Source organism: Pseudomonas sp. PAGU 2196 (assembly GCF_022179005.1).
Lineage (GTDB): Bacteria > Pseudomonadota > Gammaproteobacteria > Pseudomonadales > Pseudomonadaceae > Aquipseudomonas > Aquipseudomonas kermanshahensis.
In genome coordinates, this window is record NZ_BNTL01000016.1 from 155711 (window position 1) to 179348 (window position 23638).

The 23638-nt window shown below is 64.5% G+C and carries 24 protein-coding genes and 1 riboswitch; of the genes, 4 read left to right on the top strand and 20 right to left on the bottom strand.

The features are described 5' to 3' along the window. Positions 1-448 precede the first annotated feature (448 nt). From MFF34_RS16140 to MFF34_RS16205, 15 genes are all read right to left on the bottom strand, one after another. Complete coding sequence (locus MFF34_RS16140; RefSeq protein ID WP_238215229.1) at positions 449-1000, bottom strand: glutathione peroxidase; 552 nt, start codon at positions 998-1000, stop codon at positions 449-451. Positions 1001-1046: 46 nt separating this feature from the next. Beyond that, positions 1047-1169: a hypothetical protein gene (locus MFF34_RS28100; RefSeq protein WP_258703717.1), complete on the bottom strand. Its 123-nt coding sequence runs from the start codon at positions 1167-1169 to the stop codon at positions 1047-1049. Continuing rightward, on the bottom strand, positions 1166-2368 hold the full coding sequence (locus MFF34_RS16145) for an MFS transporter (RefSeq protein ID WP_027595875.1): 1203 nt from the start codon (positions 2366-2368) through the stop codon (positions 1166-1168). Before MFF34_RS16145 ends, MFF34_RS28100 begins: the two co-directional genes overlap by 4 nt. Positions 2369-2431: 63 nt before the next feature. Beyond that, positions 2432-2836: a MarR family winged helix-turn-helix transcriptional regulator gene (locus MFF34_RS16150; RefSeq protein WP_186676135.1), complete on the bottom strand. Its 405-nt coding sequence runs from the start codon at positions 2834-2836 to the stop codon at positions 2432-2434. A gap of 85 nt (positions 2837-2921) precedes the next feature. Beyond that, positions 2922-3656: an adenosylcobinamide-GDP ribazoletransferase gene (locus tag MFF34_RS16155; protein ID WP_238215234.1), complete on the bottom strand. Its 735-nt coding sequence runs from the start codon at positions 3654-3656 to the stop codon at positions 2922-2924. A 1-nt stretch (position 3657) separates the two neighbouring features. Next, positions 3658-4224, bottom strand: coding sequence for an alpha-ribazole phosphatase family protein (gene cobC, locus MFF34_RS16160; protein ID WP_238215236.1), 567 nt, complete (start codon positions 4222-4224; stop codon positions 3658-3660). Beyond that, positions 4221-5276 carry a nicotinate-nucleotide--dimethylbenzimidazole phosphoribosyltransferase gene (gene cobT / locus MFF34_RS16165; RefSeq protein WP_238215238.1) on the bottom strand — a complete coding sequence of 352 codons (1056 nt, stop codon included), beginning with the start codon at positions 5274-5276 and terminating at the stop codon, positions 4221-4223. The genes cobC and cobT overlap by 4 nt, the downstream gene beginning before the upstream one ends. Then, the gene (cobU, locus tag MFF34_RS16170; RefSeq protein ID WP_238215240.1) at positions 5273-5794 is read right to left on the bottom strand and encodes a bifunctional adenosylcobinamide kinase/adenosylcobinamide-phosphate guanylyltransferase; all 522 of its coding nucleotides are present in this window, start codon (positions 5792-5794) and stop codon (positions 5273-5275) included. Before cobU ends, cobT begins: the two co-directional genes overlap by 4 nt. Position 5795: 1 nt before the next feature. After that, a complete protein-coding gene (locus MFF34_RS16175; RefSeq protein ID WP_238215242.1) occupies positions 5796-7250 on the bottom strand; it encodes a cobyric acid synthase in 1455 nt (484 codons plus the stop codon). Beyond that, positions 7247-8239, bottom strand: coding sequence for a threonine-phosphate decarboxylase CobD (gene cobD, locus MFF34_RS16180; protein WP_238215244.1), 993 nt, complete (start codon positions 8237-8239; stop codon positions 7247-7249). The genes MFF34_RS16175 and cobD overlap by 4 nt, the downstream gene beginning before the upstream one ends. Beyond that, on the bottom strand, positions 8232-9140 hold the full coding sequence (gene cbiB / locus MFF34_RS16185) for an adenosylcobinamide-phosphate synthase CbiB (protein WP_027595867.1): 909 nt from the start codon (positions 9138-9140) through the stop codon (positions 8232-8234). The genes cobD and cbiB overlap by 8 nt, the downstream gene beginning before the upstream one ends. Continuing rightward, positions 9137-9787, bottom strand: a complete 651-nt coding sequence (bluB, locus tag MFF34_RS16190; protein ID WP_238215247.1) for a 5,6-dimethylbenzimidazole synthase — start codon at positions 9785-9787, stop codon at positions 9137-9139. Before bluB ends, cbiB begins: the two co-directional genes overlap by 4 nt. Beyond that, positions 9784-11079: a cobyrinate a,c-diamide synthase gene (locus MFF34_RS16195; protein ID WP_238215249.1), complete on the bottom strand. Its 1296-nt coding sequence runs from the start codon at positions 11077-11079 to the stop codon at positions 9784-9786. Before MFF34_RS16195 ends, bluB begins: the two co-directional genes overlap by 4 nt. Continuing rightward, entirely contained in the window at positions 11076-11687 is a 612-nt protein-coding gene (cobO, locus tag MFF34_RS16200; RefSeq protein ID WP_027595864.1) for a cob(I)yrinic acid a,c-diamide adenosyltransferase, read from the bottom strand. Before cobO ends, MFF34_RS16195 begins: the two co-directional genes overlap by 4 nt. A 119-nt stretch (positions 11688-11806) precedes the next feature. Continuing rightward, a riboswitch (cobalamin riboswitch) is annotated at positions 11807-12029 on the bottom strand. Between the two features lie 72 nt (positions 12030-12101). After that, entirely contained in the window at positions 12102-14648 is a 2547-nt protein-coding gene (locus MFF34_RS16205) for a dermonecrotic toxin domain-containing protein (protein ID WP_238215251.1), read from the bottom strand. 145 nt (positions 14649-14793) lie between these two features. On the opposite strand from MFF34_RS16205, the gene MFF34_RS16210 reads away from it, so the two are divergent. Then, positions 14794-16110 carry a sorbosone dehydrogenase family protein gene (locus MFF34_RS16210; RefSeq protein WP_238215253.1) on the top strand — a complete coding sequence of 439 codons (1317 nt, stop codon included), beginning with the start codon at positions 14794-14796 and terminating at the stop codon, positions 16108-16110. A gap of 122 nt (positions 16111-16232) precedes the next feature. Here MFF34_RS16210 and MFF34_RS16215 read toward each other — a convergent pair whose 3' ends face one another. From MFF34_RS16215 to MFF34_RS16235, 5 genes are all read right to left on the bottom strand, one after another. Continuing rightward, on the bottom strand, positions 16233-16766 hold the full coding sequence (locus MFF34_RS16215; protein ID WP_099453169.1) for a C40 family peptidase: 534 nt from the start codon (positions 16764-16766) through the stop codon (positions 16233-16235). A 140-nt stretch (positions 16767-16906) separates the two neighbouring features. Beyond that, positions 16907-17548, bottom strand: a complete 642-nt coding sequence (locus MFF34_RS16220) for a C40 family peptidase (RefSeq protein ID WP_027595860.1) — start codon at positions 17546-17548, stop codon at positions 16907-16909. Positions 17549-17675: 127 nt separating this feature from the next. Beyond that, positions 17676-18383, bottom strand: coding sequence for a DnaA regulatory inactivator Hda (gene hda / locus MFF34_RS16225; RefSeq protein ID WP_027595859.1), 708 nt, complete (start codon positions 18381-18383; stop codon positions 17676-17678). Positions 18384-18533: 150 nt separating this feature from the next. Next, a complete protein-coding gene (locus tag MFF34_RS16230; RefSeq protein WP_099428509.1) occupies positions 18534-19607 on the bottom strand; it encodes an AI-2E family transporter in 1074 nt (357 codons plus the stop codon). 12 nt (positions 19608-19619) lie between these two features. Further along, entirely contained in the window at positions 19620-20675 is a 1056-nt protein-coding gene (locus tag MFF34_RS16235) for a DUF2066 domain-containing protein (protein WP_238215254.1), read from the bottom strand. Positions 20676-21113: 438 nt separating this feature from the next. Here MFF34_RS16235 and purM point away from each other — a divergent pair, with 438 nt between their 5' ends. From purM to MFF34_RS16250, 3 genes are read left to right on the top strand one after another with little or no spacing between them, the layout of a single operon-like run. Continuing rightward, positions 21114-22172, top strand: a complete 1059-nt coding sequence (purM, locus tag MFF34_RS16240) for a phosphoribosylformylglycinamidine cyclo-ligase (protein ID WP_027595856.1) — start codon at positions 21114-21116, stop codon at positions 22170-22172. Next, positions 22172-22825, top strand: coding sequence for a phosphoribosylglycinamide formyltransferase (gene purN / locus MFF34_RS16245; RefSeq protein ID WP_238215255.1), 654 nt, complete (start codon positions 22172-22174; stop codon positions 22823-22825). The genes purM and purN overlap by 1 nt, the downstream gene beginning before the upstream one ends. An 8-nt stretch (positions 22826-22833) precedes the next feature. Then, positions 22834-23544 (top strand): DUF3108 domain-containing protein, encoded by a 711-nt coding sequence (locus tag MFF34_RS16250; RefSeq protein WP_027595854.1) that lies wholly within the window; start codon positions 22834-22836, stop codon positions 23542-23544. The last annotated feature ends 94 nt before the right edge of the window (positions 23545-23638 follow it).

The following is a 23638-nucleotide window of genomic DNA, read 5'->3' on the forward strand; positions in this document are numbered from 1 at the left end:
AGGCTGCTCCTACAAAAAAAGCGGCACTATGGCTGCGATGCGATGGCCTTCTCGATCGCTGCTCTGAATACCGTATCGTCCGGCCTGGACGGATGGCAATCACCGCCCCCCCATTGAATCACCACACCCTTTGTAGGAGCAGCCTTGTGCTGCGAAGAGGCCGGCACAGGCAACAGACATAGCCGATACCTGCACCGGCCTCTTCGCAGCACAAGGCTGCTCCTACAAAAAAAGCGACACTATGGCTGCGATGCGATGGCCTTCTCGATCGCTGCCCTGAAGGCCGTATCGTCCGGCCTGGACGGGTGGCAATCACCGCCCCCCATTGAATCACTACACCCTTTGTAGGAGCAGCCTTGTGCTGCGAAGAGGCCGGCACAGGCAACAGACATAGCCGATACCTGCACCGGCCTCTTCGCAGCACAAGGCTGCTCCTACAAAAAAAGGGCTATGGCTGCGATGCGATGGCCTTCTCGATCGCTGCCCTGAAGGCCGGGTCGTCCGGCTTGGTCAGGCTAGAGAAGCTGCCAATCACCTTGCCCTTGCGGTCCACCACGTACTTGTAGAAATTCCACTTCGGCGCATTGCTCTGGCGCGCCAGCTCACTGAACAGCGGGATTGCATCCTTGCCACGCACTGGCTGGGCCTTGGTCATGGTGAAGGTCACCCCGTAATTGGCGTAGCAGACCTTGGCAATCTTCTCGCTGTCGGCGTCTTCCTGCTTGAAGTCATTAGAAGGCACACCGAGCATCTCCAAGCCCTGCTCGTGGTACTCCTTATACGTCGCCTCAAGCCCCTCGAACTGCGGCGCAAACCCGCAATAGCTGGCGGTGTTGACCACCACCAGCGGCTTGCCGGCAAACCGCTGGCACAGATCAACCTGCCCTTTGCCACGCAGTTCGGGCAGGCTGCCCTGCAACAAGGCCGGGCAATCCGCAGCCCAGCTCGACGTGGCGGCAAGCAGGGCCAGCACAGGCACCGTCAACCAATGTGCACGCATCGTTCGTTTCTCCCGCAAGACAATCCTTGAACTTGCAGGGTAGCGCTTAACAAACCCCCATGCCCAGTTGCATCAACGCCAACCCACCCTGGTGCCACCCCCACCACACCAGCGCCAGTAGCACGATCGCGGCAACGGCGAGCAAGCCTTGGGCCAGGTAGCGTTTCATGCGGCCTGGGCCTGCAGGCGGGCGACCGGGCGTTCACGCACCGGCCAGTTGAGGGCGGCGGCCAGCAGGCTGAGCAGGATCGAAATCTGCCAGACCAAGTCGTAGTTGCCCGTGCGGTCGTAGACCACCCCGCCCAACCAGCCGCCCAGGAAGGCGCCCAGCTGGTGGAAGAGGAACACGATGCCGCCCAGCATCGACAGGTTGCGCACACCAAACAGTGTCGCCACTGTGCCGTTGGTCAACGGGACGGTAGAGAGCCACAGCAAGCCCATGGCGATGCCGAACAGGTAGGCGCTGAATTGGGTCACAGGCGCCCAGAGGAACAACACAATCACGACTGCGCGGAGCAGATAAAGCCCTGTAAGCAGGCGCGGCTTGGACATGCGCCCGCCCAGCCAGCCGGCGGTGAAGGTGCCGACGATGTTGAACAGGCCCACCAGTGCCAACACCGTGGTGCCCGTGGTCGCAGCCAGGTGTTGGTCGACAAGGTAGGCCGGCAGGTGCACGCCGATGAACACCACCTGGAACCCGCAGACGAAAAAGCCCAGCGCCAGCAGCCAGAACCCGGTATGCGAGCAGGCTTCACGCAGGGCCTGGCCCAAGGTCTGTTCGGCGCCATGGCTGGGCAGCGGGCGGTCACGCAACAGGCCGACGAGGGGTACGATGAGTGCCACCATCAGGCCCAGGACCAGCAACGCGGCGGACCAGCCCAGCCACTCGATCAAGCCAAGGGTGCCGGGCAGCATGGCGAACTGGCCGAATGAACCGGCCGCACTCGCAATACCCATCGCCATGCTGCGTTTGTCGGCCGGCACGGCGCGCCCAACCACACCCAGGATGACCGAGAACGAGGTGCCGGAAAGGCCGATGCCAATCAGCAGGCCAGCGCTCAACGACAGCGACCAGGCAGAGTCGGCCATCCCCATGAACATCAACCCGGCGGCGTAGAGAATGCCACCGATGATCACCACGCGCGCCGCGCCCACGCGGTCAGCCAAGGCGCCGGCGAACGGTTGTGCCAGCCCCCAGATGAGGTTTTGCAAAGCGATGGCGAAGGCAAACACACCTCGCCCCCAGCCAAAGTCGGCGCTCATCGGCGCCAGGAACAGGCCAAAGCCGTGTCGCACACCCAAAGACAGCGCCAGTATCAACGCTGCCCCCACAAGCACCCACCCGCTGGTTCGCCACACCGAAGTCATTGTCGTTATCTCCAGCACATCGCAAGGTTTTGCGGGTATATACCCGCTTATAGTCGCATCAGCTCAAGCCAGTTGTTCCAGCAAGCGCACCAACTCGTCACGCTGCCCAACGCCCAGGCGCTCGACCAGCAACCCTTGGGCCTGCTCCCAGGCCGGGTAAGCTGCTTGCAGCAGCGTCTTGCCGGCTTCTGTCAGCAGCACCACGCGGTTGCGTTGGTCGTCGCCGTCAGCCAAGGCCACCAGGCCATCGGCTTCGAGCACCCGCAGGTTGCGCCCCAAGGTGCTGCGTTCGAGGCCCATGGCCTCGGCCAAGGTGGTGATGCTTGGGCGGTCAAGCCGCTGCAAGTGCCGTAACAGGGAAAACTGGGCGACATTGATGCCGAAGCCGGCAAGGGCCTCGTCATAATGCCGGCTCACCCCACGGGCGGCACGACGCAGATGGGTACAGATGCATTCACTGGTCAGCATGGATACGTGTATATACCCGCGTCATGGGTGTTGCAAGAAGTTTCATCAAGATGAACCGCGGCGTGCGAGATCGCGTGCAGGTGATTCAGAGGCCCAGCGCCAACCCGAGCACCACGGTCAGCTCCAGCAACTCGAGCATCGCCCCGGCGGTGTCACCGGTCGTGCCGCCCAGGCGCCGACACATGAGGCGCCGCAACCAGACGAACACAGCCACGGCTGCAACCAGCACCCAGATCGCGCCCCAACCGCCCACTGCAAGGCACAGGGCTGCACTGGCGAGCAATACCCACCCAGCAGCAGCGCGCGGCAGATGTTCGGCCAGCGCCTGCCCCAGGCCACCGGGGCGTACGTAGGGCGTACAGAGGAACAGGCCCAGCATCGCCGCACGCCCCACCACCGGTGCCAGCAGCAGTTCAAGCCCTGCCCCACGCTCGACAAGTACCCACAACGCACAGCACTTCAGCAACAGCACCAGCACCAAGGTCACTACAGCGATCGGCCCGCTGCGCGGATCTTTCATGATCCGCAGCGTGCGCTCTCGGTCACCGAAGCCACCCAGCCAGGCATCGGCGCTGTCGGCCAACCCGTCCAGGTGCAGGGCGCCGCTGAGCAACACCCACAGCGCCAGCAGCAACGCCGCATGCAAAGGCGCGGGCGTGCCGTGCAGCAGGTGATTGGCCAGCCACAACAGCAGGCCGAACAGCAGCCCGACCAGTGGGTAGCACAACAGCGAGCGGCCTACTTGCTGCGGCGCCGGCATGCCCGGCAAACGCACCGGCAGGCTGCTGAGAAACTGCAAGGCGATCCAGAACGGCAGCATGTCAGTGCGCCTCGCCCAATTGACCGTCGTCACGCAGCACCAGGCGCACCAATGCGCCGTGGGCAACTTCCACCTGCAGCAACTGCTCCCGGGGCAGGCCACGTGCGCGGGCCAGCAACAGGCGCATCACCCCGCCGTGGGTGACCAGCAGCACGCGCTTGCCGGCATGCTGCTGGCTCAAGCGCTTGACGCCCGCCAGTACCCGTTCGGCAAACGCACTGACCGGTTCGCCATTGGGCGGGGTATAGCCATAAGGGTCGGCCCAGAAGCGCCCCAGCGCATCGGCCTGGTCTTCCATGATCTGCGCCGCGCTGCGGCCTTCCCAGTCACCGAAATGCAGCTCCTGCAAGGCGGCCTCGCGCTGTACCGGCAGGTGCAGGCGTGCACCCAGCTCATCGGCAAAACGCGCACAGCGCTGCAGCGGCGAGCTGACCAGCACCTGCCACGGGCCCGCTTCGGCGACCGCGCTGCGCATTTGCGCCCAGCCTTTTTCAGTCAGCGCATCATCAAGGCTGCCACGCAGGCCACCCTGCTCCGTTTCGCCGTGGCGCAACAGGTCGAGGATCATGCCGGGCGGTCCGCCACGGCCGCTTCGGCAAACGTCGCCATCTGCCCGTGCAACGCGCAGGCCAGGCGCAACAAGGGGACTGCCAAGGCGGCGCCGCTGCCCTCGCCCAGGCGCAGGCCCAGCGCCAGCAACGGCTCGGCCTGCAACGCTTCGAGCAAAGCCTTGTGCCCTGGCTCCGCGCCCTGGTGGGCAAACAGCAGCCATGCCCGGCATTGCGGGTTGAGGCGTACCGCCACCAGCGCAGCAACGCTGCAGATAAAGCCGTCCACCAGTACCGCGACGCCCTCTTGCGCGCAGGCGATGTAAGCGCCCGCCAAGGCGGCGATCTCGAAACCGCCGACACAGGCCAGCGCCTGCAACGGGTCGTCAGCACGCAGGCCATGCAGGATCAGCGCACGTTCGATGACTTCAGCCTTGTGCCGCACACCGGCGTTGTCCAGGCCAGTGCCTGGGCCGCTCAACTCACGCGCTGGGCAGCCCAGCAAGTTACTGGCCAGGGCGGCGGCAGCGGTCGTGTTGCCGATGCCCATTTCGCCACCGATGAACAACTGCGCGCCCTGTTCGGCGGCCCGCAACGCGCTGTCGCGGCCGGCCTGCAAGGCGGACTGCAACTGGGCCTCGGTCATCGCCGGCTGGCGGGCGAAGTTGGCGGTGCCGGCGCCCAGGCGCAGATGCCGCACACCGGGCAGCGCCAGGCTGGGGTCGATGGTGCCGAGGTCGACCACTTCCAGGCTGGCCTGCAGCTGGCGCGCCAGCACGCTGATCGCCGCACCCCCGCCAACAAAGTTGCGCAGCATTTGCCCGGTCACGGCTTGCGGGTAGGCCGAAATGCCCTCCTCTACCACACCGTGGTCACCGGCGAAGATCGTGATCGCCAGTTGGTCCACCGTTGGCCGCTCACGGCTTTGCAGGCCCGCCAGGTGCACGGCCAGGCCTTCCAGCTGGCCGAGCGAACCGGCAGGTTTGGTCAGCTGTTGCTGACGGGCGCGGGCCTGGTCCATGGCGGCGTTGTCGAGGGGTTGGCAGGCATCACGCCACCAGGCTTGAGTCATAGTGCAGGTCCTTTGAGCATAAGGGGCAGGCCAGCCACGGTCAGCACAACGCGCTGACAGCGTTCAGCAACGGCCTGGTGTAGCCAGCCGGCCTGGTCGACATAACGCCGGGTCAGTTCACCCATGGGCACCACGCCCAGGCCGGTTTCGTTGCTGACCAAGACAACCGTGCCGGGCAACTGCGTCAGGCAGTCAAGCAGCGCATCGCGCTCCTCGGCCAGGCGCTGGTCGTTGTCGAGCATCAGCAGGTTGGTCAGCCACAGGGTCAGGCAATCCACCAACAGGCAGCGCCCTTCGGCCGCTTCGCGGCGCAGCACCGCCGCCAGTGCCAGGGGTTCTTCGATCAACCCCCAGTCAGCGGGCCGGCGTTGGCGATGCAAGCGCACGCGTTCGTTCATTTCGCCGTCCAGCGGCTCGCTGGTGGCGATGTAGGTGACCGGCAGGCCGCTGTCGCTGGCCAGCTGTTCGGCCAGACGGCTCTTGCCGGAACGGGCGCCGCCGAGGATCAGGTTGAGCATTTCAGGCGACTCCACACAGCGTGCGCAGGTGCGCGGTGTCCATGTGTTTTTCCACCAGGTCCGCCAGGCGTTCGATGTCACGCTCGCGCAGGGCCTGGTAGTCGATAGTCTCTGCATCGGCCAGCCCCGCCCAGCGCAGCAACGCGGCGCATGACTGGCTGCCTTCGAACAGGCCATGCAGGTAGGTGGCGAGGATCTGCCCGTCGGCGCTGATGGCGCCGTCACAGCGGCCATCGTCCAGCTGCACGGCGGGGCGCTCCAGGGCCGGGCCCTGGGTGACGCCGGCATGGATCTCGTAGCCAGAAACCGGCGCGTGTTCCAGGGTCACGGTACCGGCAACGTTGCGCAGTTGCTTGTCGGCCTCCAGTACCGTGGCGTAGTCCAGCAGGCCCAGCCCAGGGCTGGAGCCCGCCGGCCCTTCCAGGCCCAGCGGGTCGTGCACGTGAGCCCCGAGCATCTGCAGGCCGCCGCAGATGCCGATGAGCTTGCCGCCATAGCGCAAGTGGCGGGCAATGGCGGTATCCCAGCCCCGCTCGCGCAGTTGCGCCAGATCGCCCCGCACGCTTTTCGAGCCAGGCAGGATGATCAGGTCGGCAGGCGGTATCGGCTGGCCCGGCCCGATGAACTGCAAATCCACTTGCGGGTGCAGGCGCAGCGGGTCGAAGTCGGTGTGGTTGCTAATGCGCGGCAGCACCGGCACGATCACCTTCAGCACGCGCTCCCCCTTGGCCACCTGGCGCACATCGATGCCGTCCTCGGCCTCCAGGTGCAGGTCTGTGACATACGGCAACACGCCCAGCACCGGCTTGCCGGTACGCGCTTCGAGCCAGTCCAGCCCAGGCTGCAGCAAGGTGATGTCACCGCGGAAGCGGTTGATGACGAAGCCTTTGACCCGCGCCTGTTCACTCGGCGACAGCAGCTCCAGCGTGCCCACCAGGTGAGCGAACACCCCACCGCGGTTGATGTCAGCCACCAGGATCACCGGGCAGTCGACCGCTTCGGCAAAGCCCATGTTGGCGATGTCGCCGGCACGCAGGTTGATCTCTGCCGGCGAGCCCGCACCTTCGACCATGACCACCGGGTACGCGGCGCTCAGGCGCTGGTGTGACGCCAGCACCGCTTGCATGGCGATGGCCTTGTAATCGTGATAAGCCACTGCATTCATGCTGGTGACCGCGCGACCGTGGATGATCACCTGGGCGCCAGTGTCGCTGTTGGGCTTGAGCAGCACCGGGTTCATGTCGGTGTGCGGCGCCAGCCGGCAAGCCTGGGCCTGCACTGCCTGGGCCCGGCCGATTTCGCCACCGTCGGCGGTCACTGCGCTGTTCAGCGCCATGTTCTGCGGCTTGAACGGCACCACGCCGACACCGTGGCGCAACAGCCAGCGGCACAGCGCGGTCACCAGCGTGCTTTTGCCGGCATCGGAGGTGGTGCCTTGCACCATGAGCGTGGTCATGCCGTTTCCTTTTGATAGTCGGTCAGGGCCTGGGCCAGGCGCTGCTCGTCCGCCGCACAGGCAGGCAAGCCCAGGCGCACGGCGGCGGGCTGCTCGAACAGGCGCACCAGGATGCCGCGCCGGGCAAGAAAGTCATGCAAGTGCGCGGCACGCTCGCTGCGCACGTACTGGAACAGGTCGCAGCCGCCGCTCGGCGCCAGCCCGGTGCTGTGCAACAGCGCAGCGAGGCGCTGGCTGCTGGCAGCGCAGCGCTCGATCTGCACCTGGTGGGCAATGTGGTCGGCAAAGCAGGCTTGGGCCAGCACCCGCGTGGGGCCGCTGACAGTCCAAGGGCCGAGCAACTCAGCCAGCCGCTGCAGTACGCTGGGCTCCGACGCAACAACCCCCAAACGCACACCGGCCAGGCCAAAGAACTTGCCGAACGAGCGCAGCACGATCAGGCCAGGCCGTTCGGCGCAGTCGACCACGCTGTGGGCGGGGGTGTTGTCCATGAACGCCTCGTCGACCACCAGCCAGCCCCCACGCGCCGCCAGTCGCCCATGCCAGTCGAGCAGGCGCTCCCGGCTGACCTGGCGGCCGGTCGGGTTGTTGGGGTTGACCAGCACCAGCACATCGAGGCTGTCGAGCGCGCCTTCCACCTGGGCTTCATCCAGTTCGACCAATGTGTGCCCTGCCCGTTGCCAGGCATACGGGTGCTCGGCATAGCATGGGGTCAACACACCGACCCGGCCCGCCGGGCGCAGCAATGGCAAGGCCTGGATCGCGGCCTGCGAGCCAGCCACCGCCAGCAGCTGGCGGGTGCCGTAATACTGCCGAGCGGCTTCTTCCAGGCCGTCTTCGGTCTCTGGCAGACGCGCCCAGGCGTCGAGTGGAATCGGCGGGATCGGGTAAGGCCAAGGGGCAATGCCGCTGGACAGGTCGAGCCAGTGTTCGCGCGCGATCCCGTAGTGACGCACCGCACGCAACAGACGACCACCGTGTTCAAGCATTCCAGTAAGCTCCCAGGCAAATCAGCAGTACCCACAGCCACACACCCCGCTGCACCAGGCTCCAGCCACGCTCGATAGCATCGGCATCGGCCATGGGCCCTTCGCCCAGGCGCGGCCGCTCGTGCAGCTCACCGTGATACACGGCCGGGCCGCCCAGCTCGACCCCCAGCGCGCCAGCACCTGCCGCCATCACGGGGCCGGCGTTGGGGCTGTCCCACAGGGGCCCCTGGTTGCGCCAGCAGGCCAGGGCCAGGCGGGTTTTGCCGAGCAGCGCGTAGGTCAGCGCCACCAGCCTTGCGGGAATATAGTTGAGCACATCGTCGATGCGTGCCGCGCACCAGCCAAACCGCTCGAAGCGTTCGTTGCGATAGCCCCACATGGCATCCAGGGTATTGCTCAAGCGGTACAACACCACGCCAGGCGCGCCCGCCACCACGAACCAGAACAGCGCGGCGAACACCGCATCGCTGCCGTTTTCCAGCACCGATTCGGTCGCTGCCCTGGCCACGGCGGGCTCGTCCAGCTCGCGGGTTTCGCGGCTGACCAGATAGCCGACCCGCCGCCGCGCCTCTTCCAGGTCACCTTGGCGCAATGCGTTCGCCACCGGCAGCACGTGTTCGCCAAGGCTACGCAGCCCCAACGCGCAGTACAGCGCCAGCACGTCGACCAGCCAGCCGATGTACGGCAGCCAGGACAGGATCAGTGCAACCAGGGTCAGCGGCACCACCGCGAGGAACCAGGCGCTCACGCCATGGCTGCGCCAACCGCGCCCTCCGGCATTCAGGCGACGCTCCAGGTTGGCGGCCATGTTGCCGAACGCCACCAGTGGATGACGCCGCTGCGGCTCGCCCAGCAAGGCATCCAGGGCCACCCCGGCCACGGTCAGCAAGGCAACGCTCATGGCTGCTCTCCCCATTGGTTGTGATACAGCAGGTCACTCAAAGGGCGTTCTTCTGCCCAGTTTTCCAGCACCAGCATCGGGGCTGGGTAAAATTCGGTCACAGGCCCCAGGCACAGCACCGCCACCGGCTTGGCCCCCGCCGGCATGCCCAGCAGTTCGGCCAATGCCACGGGGTCGAACAGCGATACCCAGCCCATCCCCAGGCCCTCGGCACGCGCCGCCAGCCACAGGTTCTGGATGGCGCAGGCCAGCGAGGCGAGGTCCATTTCCGGCAAGGTGCGGCGGCCAAAGATGTGCGGTTCGCGCTGGTCCATCAACGCGGCCACCAGCAGTTCGGCGCAATCGTTGATGCCTTCGACCTTGAGCGTCATGAACGCATCGGCGCGTTCGCCCAGTGCATCGGCAGTGCGTAGCCGCTCTTCTTCGACCAACGCCTGGATGCGCGCGCGCAGGTCGCGCTGAGTGATGCGGATGAACCGCCAGGGCTGCATCAGCCCGACGCTCGGCGCCTGATGCGCTGCGGCCAACAGGCGGGCGAGCAACGCCGGGGCCACCTCGCCACCGGCAAAATGGCGCATGTCGCGGCGTTCGCCGATGGCCCGGTACAGCGCGGCGCGTTCGGCGTCGCTGAAAGCGTGTTCGCTCATGGTCGCAACAGCGCCGCCGCCGCGTCCGGGTTGGAGGGGAAGTAGAAGTGCACGTAGGAAGCCGTCAGGCGGCCCAGGCGATACACCGCCTCGTTGCCACGCCCGCCGTTGGGGCTCAGCCCCCGGGCGATCGGCGTCAGCTCGGTGCTGGTGAGCGAGTGATGGTAGGTGTGGCCACGCAGGGTGCCTTCGGGCAGTTCCACTGCCTGCAAGGCCAGTGCGGCCAGGCGCTTCTGCATGGTCGCCTCGCCCGTCAGCACGCCGAGCAGTTCGGCACGCTCACCCGCTACGTCGGTCAGTGCGTCGAGCAGGTAGAGCATGCCGCCACACTCGGCCAGCAACGGCTTGCCCTGGGCATGATGGTCACGGATCGCCGCGCACATCGGCGCATTGGCCGCCAGTGCGTAGTGGTGCAGTTCCGGGTAGCCGCCCGGCAAGTACAGGCTGTCCACATCGGGCAGTTCGCGGTCGTGCAGCGGCGAGAAGAACACCAGCTGCGCGCCGAGGTTGCGCAGCAGGTCGATATTGGCACCATAAAGGAAGGCGAACGCCTCGTCCCGCGCCACGCCAATGCGCACACCGGCCAATGAAGCGGCGGCCGGCTGCGGTTCCGGCTCGGCAAACGCCACGGGCGGTGGTAAAGCGGCATCGCAACTGGCACCCAGCGCTTCGGCCGCAGCATCCAGGCGGGCATCCAGGTCGTTCAGCTCGCTGGCCTGGACCAAGCCCAGGTGGCGGCTGGGCAGTTCAATACCGCGCTCACGCGACAGGCCGCCGTACCAGCGCAGCCCTTCGGTCAGGCTACCTTCTAGCAGCTGCGCATGGCGCAAGCTGCCGACCCGGTTAGCCAGCACGCCAGCGAATGGCAGGTCGGCCTGGTAACGCGCCAGCCCCAGGGCCAGGGCGCCAAAGGTCTGGGCCATGGCCGTGCCGTCGATCACCGCCAGCACCGGCACGCCGAAATGGCGCGCCAGGTCGGCGCTCGACGGGGTACCGTCGAACAGGCCCATGACCCCTTCGATCAAGATCAGGTCGGCCTCAGCGGCTGCTTCCCACAGCAGGCGACGGCTTTCCTGCGGGCCGATCATCCACAGGTCGAGCTGGTAGACCGGTGCGCCGCTGGCACGCTCCAGGATCATCGGGTCGAGAAAATCGGGCCCACACTTGAACACCCGGACCTTACGCCCAAGGTTACGGTGCAGCCGGGCCAAGGCTGCGGTCACAGTGGTCTTGCCCTGGCCGGAAGCCGGCGCCGCGATCAACACGGCCGGGCAATGTCGCAGTTCACTCACAGTTCAACGCCCTTCTGCGCACGGATACCCGCCTGGAAGGCGTGCTTGAGCATGCCCATTTCGGTGACGGTATCGGCCAGTTCGATCATTTCAGGCTTGGCCGCGCGGCCGGTAACGATCACGTGCTGCATCGGCGGGCGGGCTTGGATGTCGGACAGCACTTGATCGAGGTCGAGGTAGCCATGTTTGAGCGCGATGTTCAGTTCATCGAGCACCACGAACTGCACGGTCGGGTCCTGCAGCAGCTGGCGCGACACGGCCCAGGCGGCTTCGGCAGCGGCGATGTCGCGCTGGCGGTCCTGGGTCTCCCAGGTGAAGCCCTCGCCCATCACGTGGTAGCGCACCTGCTCGGGGAAGCGCCGGAAGAACAGCTCTTCGCCGGTGCTGTTGCGGCCTTTGATGAACTGCACCACGCCGCACTGCATGCCATGGCCCAGGGCGCGGGCGAGCATGCCGAAGGCCGAGCTGCTCTTGCCCTTGCCGTTGCCGGTCAGCACCAGCAACAGGCCGCATTCATTGGGGGAATTGGCGATGCGCTCGTCGATGACCGCCTTTTTGCGCTGCATGCGCGCCAGGTGGCGTTCGTCGCGTTCGGTGGGTTCGCTCATCAGGGTTCTCCGCAGGCTGACGCCACGCGAGAAGCGGCGACAGGTCGATAGGCAGGCAGACGGAGAACGCGCAGGAGCCGTGGCTGGACGCCACGGTGCACCGCGCATCACCCTCCGTGATGCCGTTGGCTGAATCAGGCCGGTCTCCGGGCTTGTGAGCGGGCCTTGGCCCACGCCTGCGCGCCTTCCCGGATGCTGGCATCCAGTGGCTGTGCGCGGCATTTGACTCACTTACCGTTGCGGGGGCAGCGCCGGGCTCGCGCCTTTGCTGGCGCCCACCGGCTTCCCAGTTTCACCCTGCCCAGACGGGGCTGGCAGGGCACCTGAAACACGCGCGAAGGTTAGAGGGTTGGGGCGGGAGCGTCAATCGAACGCGCCCGCCTTTGGCGCAGCGGTGGTACTCAATGTGCGGCATTAACCGGGGAAGAACCGCGTCACCAGTGCCGGCGTCCTGATGTGCGCCGAGTAGGCCGCCAGGTCGAAGGCAAGCCCTGTGCGCAGGTCGTAAACCGGCCCCAAGGCAGGCTTGATAGTCTGCTTCAGGGTGACCTTGATGAAGCGATAGTACTCGCCATAGACCTGCTGCAAGGCATCGATGCGGAAGTAGTTTCCAGGCTGGAACAGCGTTTCGGCCTCTTCGGAATACGACGAAAAGGCGCTGATCGGCGTAGCGCTGTGGTAGTCCCCGGCCGGCAGCTCGAACACCACCGAACTGTCATCGAACAAGCCTGGCACGCCGCCCGGCACGTTCGGGTAACGCAGGCAGGCAAACTCCGCGGCCATGTAGGGGTTTTCGGTGAACGAGGTGAAGTCGGTATTGACCAGCACATCGCCAACCCGCAGCTCACCGTTTCGGTAACGCTCACCACCGGTGCGGCGCGAGCGATGCCCCCCTCGGTACAACCTCACCTGATTGTTTTTAGGCAACTGTTCGAGGCTATCGGCAAGGTCGGCAATATAGTCATCCTCATCGCCATACCGGTAGCTCCCCGAGCGGAACACATCGTTCACTTTCGACTCATCGCTGGTGTAGTAGTCGACCAGTGCGTTGAAGTACTCTGGGCCGTAGTGATACGAGTAGTGCGTGCGGCCCGCAATTTTCACGCAGTCCAGGTTGCGCTCATCGAGGTCGGGCGCGCGCCCGCGGGGCAGTTCGACGACCGGCCAGGACGCCAATAACGCCTTTTGCCGCTCAAGCGCGAATTCACCCAGCTTCTTGCTCTGCGGGCCGTTCGCCAACGTATAGGTATCCCAGAATGGTGAGCTTGTGCTCGGCATCCCTTCAACGGCCAAGGGTGTCCCCCCCAGCAGTTGCGGCGGTGCCAGCACTTCCCACTCCCCGGCCTGGTTCAGACGCACCGGGTGCAGCGGGCTGAAGGCAAACGGGTTATCTGCCGAAACCACCAACCACACGGCCAACTCATGGCTGTAACGCACGCGATGGGGCAAACCTTGCACATTGATCCAGCAACTGCCGTCGTCATTGACGTGAATGCCGCGCAAGCGGCCCTCCTCGCCCGGCTCCCCGGTCAGCACGGTATTGGCGTCCTGCAACTCCTCCGGCAAGGCCGAAGCAGTCGTCGGTTGCCAGCGCCCCAATGAAAGGTTCGTTTCATGGGGCGGTGCTTGATACGACAGCGAGGCAAAGCTCGCCTGGAAGCTGATATCGACCAGGTTCATGCTGGCGAATACGCTTTCGAGCATGGCCGAGCGCAGGGCGTCCTTGCGGCTCTGTTCATCACCCGCGTGCAAAGCAGCGTCCACGTCCAGCGCCACCTTGCCCACACTGGCCCCCAGCAGCATCAGCGTGACCGGCCAGCCCAATGGCGCAAAACCACCAAACACCCCCAGGAACGCCGCCAGATAGCCGCTGCACATGGCCTTGCGCAGCCCGGCATTGGTTTGCATCAGTTGCGCATTACCCTGCATTTCGAGTTCGGCCTGTTCGGCCAGGTAAGCAAAAAGGGTCGTGCCAAGCGGCCGCTTGAACAGCGTCAGGGCAATCAACGCCGCTTCGTTCGAGCGGCTGTCGGCAATACCTTGCAGGTGCACCTTGATCAACCGCCTGGCGGTGGTATCACGTGGATTGCTATGGGCTCCCGCCACGAAGTCGTCGAGAGTGCTCTTGGACTGCAACTGCGTGCGTATCCAGCTCACCATCGCGAATTCGGAGTTAAAGCCCTTGAGCGGCTTCTCTGCCCACGGCATGTAGGCCATGACCCGCCCATCGGGCGCACTCAGGCTGAACAAACACCAGCGATCCGTTTCACCGAACACATAGCGGTGGACCGTTATCTCGCTGAGCGTGGCGTCCTGCTCAAGCAAGGCCAGGGTCGGCAATTCACCGTCAGGCATGGCGTCGGTCACCATCCCCCGCAAGCGCTGCCAATCCGCCAGGGAGATTGCGCCATCCGCCAATACCGCAGCGCCCTGCCCCAAAAGGTTGGTCTTGGCCAGCACCCGAAAATGATCGCCATAATGGGCCCAGAAGCGCTCTACCTGCGCACGGTAGTCAACCGCGAAGTCCAGCGCCCACAGGTCTTTTTGCACTTCACTGCCCAGCATCGGCACTTCGTTGCGCTCGTCGTAAAACGGCGCATGCGGCCCTTGCCGGTAAAACCCGCCACGCATGTCGAGCTCGTCACTGGCATCCTGGAAGTACAGGTCGAAGCGGTCGATTACCAGCTCATGCATCAACATCGACTTCTGCGGCGGGTGGCTGTGTTGCCAGCCGGTTTTACTGAGGCTGCTGGAGTTCTCGTTATTGAATTGGTGCCACCAGACGAAGCGAGGGTCAATTCGCCTGCCCGTGTGTTTTTGCAGAATGCGCGCAGCCTGCTGGCTCGCCAGCGCGTAAGGGTCGGGGTAATCTCGCACCACGTCATCCACCAGCCGGGCCAGCGGCCGCGCAGCATCGAATGCCTCGAGGCTGCGAATCACCCTTGCTTTTACATCCGTCATGGCCCACTCCAGGCACTAGAAATCGGGCGTTCATCCTGGCGGCCTGCGTCAGTACCGTGTGGTAGATGTATGCCTCCCGCCGCTGAACCCCGTGCGCACAACCCTGCTCTGAATACTGAGTGTTCCTTTTCGGAGAGCAGCGACCATGAAGCGCATCGGCATCGTCTTACTCTGGGTGTTGGCTGCCGGCCTGGCGGGGTGCAGCGACACAGCCCACCTGGACGTGATGGACGGCAGCGGCCCTTCGCCGCAACTGCCCGCGCCCAACAAGACGCTGGTCCCCACGGTGAACATCGCGCCGGCCATTGGCTGGCCCCAGGGCGCCAAGCCCAAGGCCGCAGCCGGCACGCAGGTAGCGGCCTTCGCCGACAAGCTCGACCACCCGCGCTGGCTCTATGTGTTGCCCAACGGCGATGTGCTGGTGGCCGAAACCAACGCCCCGCCCAAGCCTGAAGATGGCAAAGGCCTGCGTGGCTGGGTGATGGGCAAGGCGATGCAGCGCGCCGGCGCCGGCGTGCCTAGCGCCAACCGCATCACCTTGCTGCGCGATGCCGACCATGATGGGGTCGCGGAAGTGCGCACCACCTTCATCGAAGGGCTCAATTCGCCCTTCGGCATGGCGCTGGTGGGCAAGGACTTCTACGTAGCCGACACCGACAAGCTGCTGCGCTTTCACTACGAGCCCGGGGCCATGCACATTCGCGGCGAGGGCCAGCAGGTGGTCGAACTGCCAGGCGGGCCGCTTAACCATCATTGGACCAAGAACGTGATCGCCAGCCCTGACGGCAAGAAGCTCTACGTGACGGTGGGCTCCAACAGCAACGTAGGGGAAAACGGCCTGGACAAGGAACAGGGCCGTGCGGCGATCTGGGAAGTGGACCCTGCCAGCGGCCAGCAGCGCGTGTTTGCCAGCGGCCTGCGCAACCCCAACGGTTTGGCCTGGGAGCCCCACAGCGGCGCACTGTGGACGGCGGTCAACGAACGTGACGAGATCGGTAGCGACTTGGTGCCGGACTACATCACGTCAGTCAAGGATGGCGGCTTCTATGGTTGGCCCTACAGCTATTACGGCCAACACGTCGACCAGCGTGTCGAGCCCCAGGCCCCGCAGAAGGTTGCCCAGGCACTGATGCCGGACTACGCGGTGGGCCCGCACACGGCATCGCTGGGGCTGACGTTCGCCGAGCCTGGCGTGTTGCCGCCGCCGTTCGGGCAGGGGGCATTCGTGGGCCAGCACGGCTCGTGGAACCGCAAGCCGCACAGTGGCTACAAGGTGATCTTCGTGCCGTTCGATGCGACAGGCAAACCTACCGGCAAACCGGTCGACCTGCTGACGGGGTTTCTGAATGACGAAGGCAAGGCCATGGGGAGACCGGTGGGTGTGATCAATGATCAGCGCGGTGGTTTGCTGGTGGCGGATGACGTGGGGAACGTGATCTGGCGGGTGAGCAAGGCCTTGTAGGAGCAGCCTTGTGCTGCGGAAGAGGCCGGTGAAGGCCCCTTACCTCTAAGACTTATGCACCGGCCTCTTCGCAGCGCAAGGCTGCTCCACAGTCAGCGATCAACTGCTGACTGCGCAGTGCCTCAGGGATTCTGCGCCAGGTGCCCTTGCGGAATCACGCGCTTGGCCTGTAGGTAAGCCTTGGCCCAGTAGCTGTTCGACAGGTAGTCCAGGCGCACCGTACCGCCGGTGGACGGCGCATGCACAAAGCGCCCTTCCCCGACGTAGATACCGGCATGGCTGACTTGCGAGCCGCCACTGGTGGCAAAGAACACCAGGTCACCCGACTGCAGCGCCTTGGCATCCACGGTAGGCGCGCGCATGACGATCATCTCGCGCGTCGAACGCGGCAAGCTGATGCCGGCGGCATCGCGGTAGACATACTTGATCAGGCCGCTGCAATCGAAGCCGGAGTCGGGCGTATTGCCGCCCCAGCGATAAGGCGTGCCCACCAGCCCGATCGCACGGATCAACACGTCGTCGGCAATCGGCGAACCATCTGGCTGGCTGTAGGTAACCTGCGGCTGAACCACAGGGGCCGGCGCAGGCGCGCGGCTGGAGCAGGCAGCAAGCAATGCCACCAAGGAAAGGAATGCGAAGCGCGCCATCATTACCATGGCCAGAACATCCTGTCTGAGACCGCTGGACCGCAGCCGAAAAGTGTTGAGAATTTAGATTAGACGCTTTCTGTAAATGCGCACGGCGGCGAGCTTTTTTTCAAAGCATCGCCGCCGTGGCAGGGTCAATCATTTTGCTATCAGTTGCGCGCGATGTTGGTCGGCGCCATCGCCAAGGCACGCTTGGCTTCGATGAAGGTCTTGCTCCAGTAGCGATCACCGAGGCTGTCGATGCGCACACCGCCGCTGCGGCGGCTGCTGGAGTGGATGAACTGGTTGTCACCCAGGTAGATGCCCGCATGGCTCACACGGCCACGACCATTGGTGCTGAAGAACAGCAGGTCGCCTGGCTTGAGCTTGTTGCGCGCCACTTTTGGGGCATCGACGTTGATCATTTCACGCGTCGAACGCGGCAAGGTCATGCCGGCTTCTTCGCGGAACAGGTAACCGATGAAGCCGCTGCAGTCGAAGCCGGACTTCTCCGAGGTACCACCGAAGCGGTAGCGGGTGCCGATCAACGACATGCCGCGCTCGAGAATGCTGTCAGCCAGAACTGGCAACTGGTAAGGCTTGCTGCTGCTGGAGAAGGCCTCCAGGTCATCTTCAGTGGCCAGCTCTTCCGGTTCGCCGAATACCGACGAAGGCGAGGCTTTGGCCTTGAACGCCGACTGTGCGGCGATCGGGGTGTGATCCTGGGGCTGAGATACCGGGGCTTGTGCCGCGCAGCCAAAAAGCAGGGTCACGAGTGCGAGGGGCACGAGGGGTGCGAAGCGCTTTAGCATGGGCACGACCGTGTCAGTAATCCTTTAGAAGGGGGAAACTATGCCCTCTATCATGGCCATTTGCAAATTTTATCGAAAAAGATGTGACTTTTTCGTTTTTCCGCTCTGGCCCAAGGATTTCAGGGGCTTACCAGCCCAGGGTTTCCTTCAAGAAAGGGATGGTCAGCTTGCGTTGCGCTTGCAGCGATGCCTGATCGAGGCGCTCAAGCAGGTCGAACAACGCGCTCATGCTGCGGGTACCGCGGGTGAGGATGAAATGGCCAACCTCATCGGTGAGGTGCAGGCCACGGCGCGACGCGCGCAACTGCAGGGCACGCAGCTTGTCTTCATCAGACATGCCGCGCATCTGGAAGATCAGCGCCAGGGTCAGCCGCGACTTGAGGTCGGCCAGTTTGATGGGCAGTTCACGCGGCGAGCTAGAGGCCGCCAACAGCAAGCGGCGGCCACTGTCGCGCAGGCGGTTGAAGAGGTGGAACATGGCCTCTTCCCAGTCGGCCTTGCCGGCAATTACATGCAAGTCATCGATGCACACCAGCTCGTATTGCTCGAGGTGGTCGAGCAGTTCGACACCGCGCTCGAGCAATTGCGCCAACGGCAGGTAGACGGCGGGCTCGCCCAATTGCTGGAAACGGTGGGTTGCGGCCTGCAACAGGTGAGTGCGGCCGACACCCTGCTTGCCCCACAGGTAGATGAGGCTCTCGGTCCAGCCGGCGTCAGCTTCGCATAGGCGCTCGACGTAGCCCAATGCCGCAGCATTGGCGCCCGGATAGTAGTTGATGAAGGTGGCGTCATCGCGCAGGCGCACACCCAGGGGCAACTGGATCGGTGGTTTCATGCTCGCGGGCGGTCGCTAGGACCACGGGGGGCCTTTGGTGAACAGTGTGCAAAGTCTATACCCGGAGCGCGGGCGGCACAATCAGTGAGCAGAAGAGCGCAAACAAAATCAACAAGTTGCGGCTCTTTATGAGGGCCTTTCGGCCCCACCTCACAATTCTGGATCGACATCTGCGCCATACATGTCCGACTCTTTGTACAAATCGTGCGCATGCCGCAGCAGCACCATGATCACCGCCGCCACCGGCAGCGCCAGGAGCACCCCGGTGAAACCGAACAGCTCGCCACCGGCAAGAATGGCGAAGATCACCGCTACCGGGTGCAGGCCGATGCGGTCACCCACCAGCAAGGGCGTCAGCACCATGCCTTCAAGCGCCTGGCCGACCATGAACACCGCAACGATGCCCAGCATCGGATACAAGTCGCCGCCAAACTGGAACAAGCCGGCCACCAGCGCCGCACCGATACCAATGATAAACCCCATGTACGGCACGATTGCTGCCAACCCCGCCAGCATGCCAATCAGCAAGCCAAGCTCGAGCCCCACCAGCATCAGCCCAGCCGAGTAGATGACGCCCAGTGCGAGCATGACCATCAGTTGGCCGCGAACGAACGCGCCCAGTACCTCATGGCACTCCCCCGCCAATTCAACGATCTGCGGTTCGCGATGGCGCGGCAGCAGGCTGCGCAGCTTGGCCATCATCAGGTCCCAGTCACGCAGCAGGTAGAAGCCCACCACCGGGATCAACACCAGGTTGGCCAGCCAGGCGATCAAGGCCAGGCTTGATGCTGTGGCCTGCGACAGCACAATACCGACGATGTCGGTGGTCTGGCCCATGTGCTCGCCAATGGCAGCCTTGATCTTGTCGAACTTCCAGAAGCCGTCGGCCAGGCCAAGGCGGTGTTGCACCCAGGGCAACGCCACGTGCTGCAGCCAGTCGAGCATCTGCGGCGCCAGTTCGTACAAACGCACCAGCTGCTTGGCCAGCATCGGCACCAGCACCAGCAGCAAGGCCATGAATATCAGGGTGAAGAGGCTGAACACCACCACCACGCCCCAGGTGCGGGACAGCCCCAGGCGCTCCAGGCGGTCAACCAGCGGGTCTGCCAGGTACGCCAGCAGGATGCCGATCAGAAAGGGGGTCAGAATATTGTGCAGGCTATATAACAGCACGGCCATCAGCAGTGCTGCGCCCAGCCAGATCCAGCGGCGCATATCGGTCACTATGGGTACTCCTTACCAGCGAAAACGCAGGCCGTCGAACGGCTTGGGCACATCAGGTTGCTCGGGGCTTGCGCCCGTTGCAGGTGCAGGCACGGCAGGGGCAACGGGCGCCGGCTCAGCCGGTACCTCCTGCAACTTGGCCAGGCCGAGTTGGGCACGTAATTGGTCGCGGTTGGCCGTGACACCGTAAGTCAGCGTGCTGCCTTCGACCATTTTAAGCCGCGGCCCATAGGGTTCGAGTACGCGGCTCAGTTCGGCGTAGCGTTGCAGGTTCATCCCCTGCACCTGAACCTGCTGCTGGCTGCTGGCGCCTGGGCGGGTTACATAGCGCGGCGCCAGGCGGCTGCTCACGGCCAGCATCACCGCGTCGGCCAACGCCGCCTGGTCGGCGCCCTCGGCACTGCCCTGCTCGTGCTGGTCGCCTACCCACAGCTGCCATTTGCCTTGCCATTTGCCATCCGCCTCTTGGGCATGTACCGCCAGCAGGGCATCGGCCGCGTAGCGCTCGGAGGCTTCGCGCAGCGGTTTTGGGTCATTGCCTTCAACCTGCTTGGCATTGGCCACCAACTGCTCTTGCAGGTCGGCCAGCGGCAGCCGCAATGGCAGGCCCCGATGCTGAGCCGCACGGCGCAAGGGCTGGGCGGCGGATTGGCCGTCACCCACCAGGTTGCTGCCCTCGGCGTTTTCGTTGAGCCACCAGCCGAGGATCGATGGCCGGTTGCTCCCCCACAGGGCCAGGCCGGCCTTGCGCAAGGCGCGTTCGGTGCTGCCGGGGTCGAACTCGACCAGCACGGACTCGGGCGGGCCGGCTTCGGTACCGACTTGGTTGATGATTTGCTGCGGGTCTTTGCGCAGCTCGGCCAATGCCGGGCTTTGCGCCGCCTTCGGGTCACCGGTCAGGCGCAGGACCAAGGTCTCGAGGGCCTTGCCGGTGGCCTGGGTACGGGCTTCAGCGCCCTGCCCCTGAAGCGGCTCGCGCACCTGATAAAGCCCGGAGACGGTCTCGGCTTGCGCGGCTAGCGAGATCAGGGCAAGACAACCTGCTGCCAGAGTGTTGAAAAGACGCATGGAGGATTCCTGTCCAGAAACAAGGTGGAACGGCCGTTGTCATGCAGGCTGTGACCGCGGTGGAACGAAAAATGCTCCTATATGGCTTACACCTTATACAGGGGCGCGCATGACTGCCAGGCGCAGGCCGCGGGATTTTGGGTGTTTTCACGATTGAGCGCCGCCCGCGCGGCGCTTGGCAGCACAAGGCTGCTTCTACATTTTTTTGGCCAATTATTCCTGAATGATGGGCGACCGCCTCACTATCTCCCTACCCAAAAAACCTTTTTAACGCTTTCAAGCCCTGCCCGTCGGCCTGAGGATGGCCGCTGCACGGCAACCCTGATAAAATCGCGCGCCTTCACAGACCTCTGACGTTTCAGGCAGCCGCCGCAGTAAAGCCGGCCTTGGCCGTCACGGTCGTTTTTAAGAATCCCTCCCTCCTAAAGGCCTGGATCAATGAGCAAGCAACCCTCCCTGAGCTACAAGGACGCCGGTGTAGACATCGACGCCGGCGAAGCACTGGTCGAACGCATCAAGGGCGTGGCAAAACGCACCGCACGCCCTGAAGTCATGGGTGGCCTGGGTGGCTTCGGCGCCCTCTGCGAGATCCCGGCCGGCTACAAGCAGCCGGTTCTGGTCTCCGGCACCGATGGCGTCGGCACCAAGCTGCGCCTGGCCCTGAACCTGAATAAGCACGACAGCATCGGCCAGGACCTGGTCGCCATGTGCGTCAACGACCTGGTGGTGTGCGGCGCCGAGCCGCTGTTCTTCCTCGACTACTACGCCACCGGCAAACTGAACGTCGACGTCGCCGCCACCGTGGTCACCGGTATCGGTGCAGGCTGCGAACTGGCGGGCTGCTCGCTGGTCGGTGGTGAAACCGCCGAAATGCCTGGCATGTACGAAGGCGAAGACTACGACCTGGCCGGCTTCTGCGTCGGCGTGGTAGAAAAAGCCGAAATCATCGACGGCTCCAAGGTTGCCACCGGCGACGCGCTGATCGCCCTGCCGTCTTCCGGCCCGCACTCCAACGGCTACTCGCTGATCCGCAAGATCCTCGAAGTGTCCGGCACCGACATCGAGAACACCCAGCTCGACGGCAAGCCACTGACCGACCTGCTGATGGCGCCGACCCGCATCTACGTCAAGCCGCTGCTGCAACTGATCAAGCAGACGGGCGCAGTCAAGGCCATGGCCCACATCACCGGTGGCGGCCTGCTGGACAACATCCCGCGCGTACTGCCGAAAAACGCCCAGGCCGTGGTCGACGTGGCCAGCTGGCAGCGTCCAGCGGTATTCGACTTCCTGCAGGCGCAAGGCAACGTTGACGAGCATGAAATGCACCGCGTGCTGAACTGCGGCGTCGGCATGGTCATCTGCGTAGCTCAGGACCAGGTCGAAAACGCCCTGAACGTTCTGCGCGCAGAAGGCGAGCAGCCTTGGGTCATCGGTCGCATCGAAGAGGCCGCCGAAGGCGCCGCCCAGGTCGAGCTGCAGAACCTCAAGGCACACTGATGCCGAGCAAGACCTGCAATGTAGTGGTATTGCTGTCGGGTTCCGGCAGCAACCTGCAAGCCCTGATCGACAGCTGCCGCGGTGAAGACAGCCCGGTGCGCATCCGTGCGGTGGTGTCCAACCGCGCAGATGCCTACGGCCTGCAACGTGCCGCAGCCGCTGGCATCGACACCGCCGTACTGGACCACACCGCCTTTGACGGTCGTGAAGCCTTCGATGCCGCGCTGATGGCGCGCATCGACGGCTTTGCGCCAGACCTGGTGGTGCTGGCCGGTTTCATGCGTATCCTCAGTGGCGGCTTCGTCCGCCACTATCAGGGCCGCCTGCTCAATATCCACCCGTCGCTGCTGCCCAAGTACAAGGGCCTGCACACCCACCGACGGGCCCTGGATGCAGGCGACGCCGAGCACGGCTGCAGCGTACACTTCGTCACCGAGGAACTCGATGGCGGCCCACTGGTCGTACAGGCTGTGGTACCGGTGACGTCGGACGACACCGCTGAAAGCCTGGCCCAGCGGGTTCACCTTCAGGAACACCTGATCTACCCGTTGGCCGTGCACTGGTTCGCCGAGGGGCGCTTGCGTCTGGACGAGCACGGTGCCTTACTGGATGGCCAGCCCCTGGCGGCCAGCGGTCATTTGATTCGATCCTAGGAGACTTTATGCGTCGCGCCCTGCTCTTGGCTCTCGCCGTGCTCGCCCTGCCCCTCCAGGCAGCTGATCTGAAGCCTTTTTCGGCCAGCTACACCGCCGACTGGAAGCAGCTGCCCATGAGCGGCACCGCCGAGCGCAGCCTGGTGAAGAATGCCAACGGTACCTGGGACCTTAATTTCAAGGCTTCCATGATGATCGCCAGCCTGACCGAGCAAAGCACCCTGCGCTTGGAAAATGACACCCTGCTGCCGCAGAAGTACCACTTCGAGCGTGGCGGCCTGGGCAAGGCGAAGAAGGTCGACCTGAACTTCGACTGGACCAGCAAGAAAGTCACCGGCAGCGACCGTGGCGATGCGATCAACCTGCCGCTCAACCGCGGCGTGCTAGACAAATCGTCCTACCAGCTGGCGCTGCAGCATGATGTGGCGGCCGGCAAGAAGAGCATGACCTACCAGGTGGTCGACGGTGACGAGATCGACACCTACGACTTCCGCGTTCTGGGCACCGAGAAGGTCACCACCAAGACCGGCCAGGTCGATGCGGTCAAGGTCGAGCGCGTTCGCGACCCTAGCCAGAGCAAGCGCATCACCGAGCTGTGGTTCGCCAAGAGCTGGGACTACCTGCTGGTACAACTGCGCCAGGTCGAAACCGATGGCAAGGAGTACGTGATCGTGCTGCAGGATGGCACGGTCGATGGCAAGCCGGTGAAGGGTAACTAATCCGCAGCCTGAAGCACCCGGAGCCCCGCCTTGTGCGGGGCTTCGTTTTTTGAGGTGCTCGCCACAGCATCTTCAGCGCCTATGAGATCGAGCG

Bases quoted from the DNA above. Each gene is read 5' to 3' on its own strand.
- MFF34_RS16140 (WP_238215229.1), bottom strand. From the start codon at position 1,000: ATGCGTGCACATTGGTTGACGGTGCCTGTGCTGGCCCTGCTTGCCGCC.
- MFF34_RS28100 (WP_258703717.1), bottom strand. From the start codon at position 1,169: ATGAAACGCTACCTGGCCCAAGGCTTGCTCGCCGTTGCCGCGATCGTG.
- MFF34_RS16145 (WP_027595875.1), bottom strand. From the start codon at position 2,368: ATGACTTCGGTGTGGCGAACCAGCGGGTGGGTGCTTGTGGGGGCAGCG.
- MFF34_RS16150 (WP_186676135.1), bottom strand. From the start codon at position 2,836: ATGCTGACCAGTGAATGCATCTGTACCCATCTGCGTCGTGCCGCCCGT.
- MFF34_RS16155 (WP_238215234.1), bottom strand. From the start codon at position 3,656: ATGCTGCCGTTCTGGATCGCCTTGCAGTTTCTCAGCAGCCTGCCGGTG.
- cobC (WP_238215236.1), bottom strand. From the start codon at position 4,224: ATGATCCTCGACCTGTTGCGCCACGGCGAAACGGAGCAGGGTGGCCTG.
- cobT (WP_238215238.1), bottom strand. From the start codon at position 5,276: ATGACTCAAGCCTGGTGGCGTGATGCCTGCCAACCCCTCGACAACGCC.
- cobU (WP_238215240.1), bottom strand. From the start codon at position 5,794: ATGCTCAACCTGATCCTCGGCGGCGCCCGTTCCGGCAAGAGCCGTCTG.
- MFF34_RS16175 (WP_238215242.1), bottom strand. From the start codon at position 7,250: ATGACCACGCTCATGGTGCAAGGCACCACCTCCGATGCCGGCAAAAGC.
- cobD (WP_238215244.1), bottom strand. From the start codon at position 8,239: ATGCTTGAACACGGTGGTCGTCTGTTGCGTGCGGTGCGTCACTACGGG.
- cbiB (WP_027595867.1), bottom strand. From the start codon at position 9,140: ATGAGCGTTGCCTTGCTGACCGTGGCCGGGGTGGCCCTGGATGCCTTG.
- bluB (WP_238215247.1), bottom strand. From the start codon at position 9,787: ATGAGCGAACACGCTTTCAGCGACGCCGAACGCGCCGCGCTGTACCGG.
- cobO (WP_027595864.1), bottom strand. From the start codon at position 11,687: ATGAGCGAACCCACCGAACGCGACGAACGCCACCTGGCGCGCATGCAG.
- MFF34_RS16205 (WP_238215251.1), bottom strand. From the start codon at position 14,648: ATGACGGATGTAAAAGCAAGGGTGATTCGCAGCCTCGAGGCATTCGAT.
- MFF34_RS16210 (WP_238215253.1), top strand. From the start codon at position 14,794: ATGAAGCGCATCGGCATCGTCTTACTCTGGGTGTTGGCTGCCGGCCTG.
- MFF34_RS16215 (WP_099453169.1), bottom strand. From the start codon at position 16,766: ATGGTAATGATGGCGCGCTTCGCATTCCTTTCCTTGGTGGCATTGCTT.
- MFF34_RS16220 (WP_027595860.1), bottom strand. From the start codon at position 17,548: ATGCTAAAGCGCTTCGCACCCCTCGTGCCCCTCGCACTCGTGACCCTG.
- hda (WP_027595859.1), bottom strand. From the start codon at position 18,383: ATGAAACCACCGATCCAGTTGCCCCTGGGTGTGCGCCTGCGCGATGAC.
- MFF34_RS16235 (WP_238215254.1), bottom strand. From the start codon at position 20,675: ATGCGTCTTTTCAACACTCTGGCAGCAGGTTGTCTTGCCCTGATCTCG.
- purM (WP_027595856.1), top strand. From the start codon at position 21,114: ATGAGCAAGCAACCCTCCCTGAGCTACAAGGACGCCGGTGTAGACATC.
- purN (WP_238215255.1), top strand. From the start codon at position 22,172: ATGCCGAGCAAGACCTGCAATGTAGTGGTATTGCTGTCGGGTTCCGGC.
- MFF34_RS16250 (WP_027595854.1), top strand. From the start codon at position 22,834: ATGCGTCGCGCCCTGCTCTTGGCTCTCGCCGTGCTCGCCCTGCCCCTC.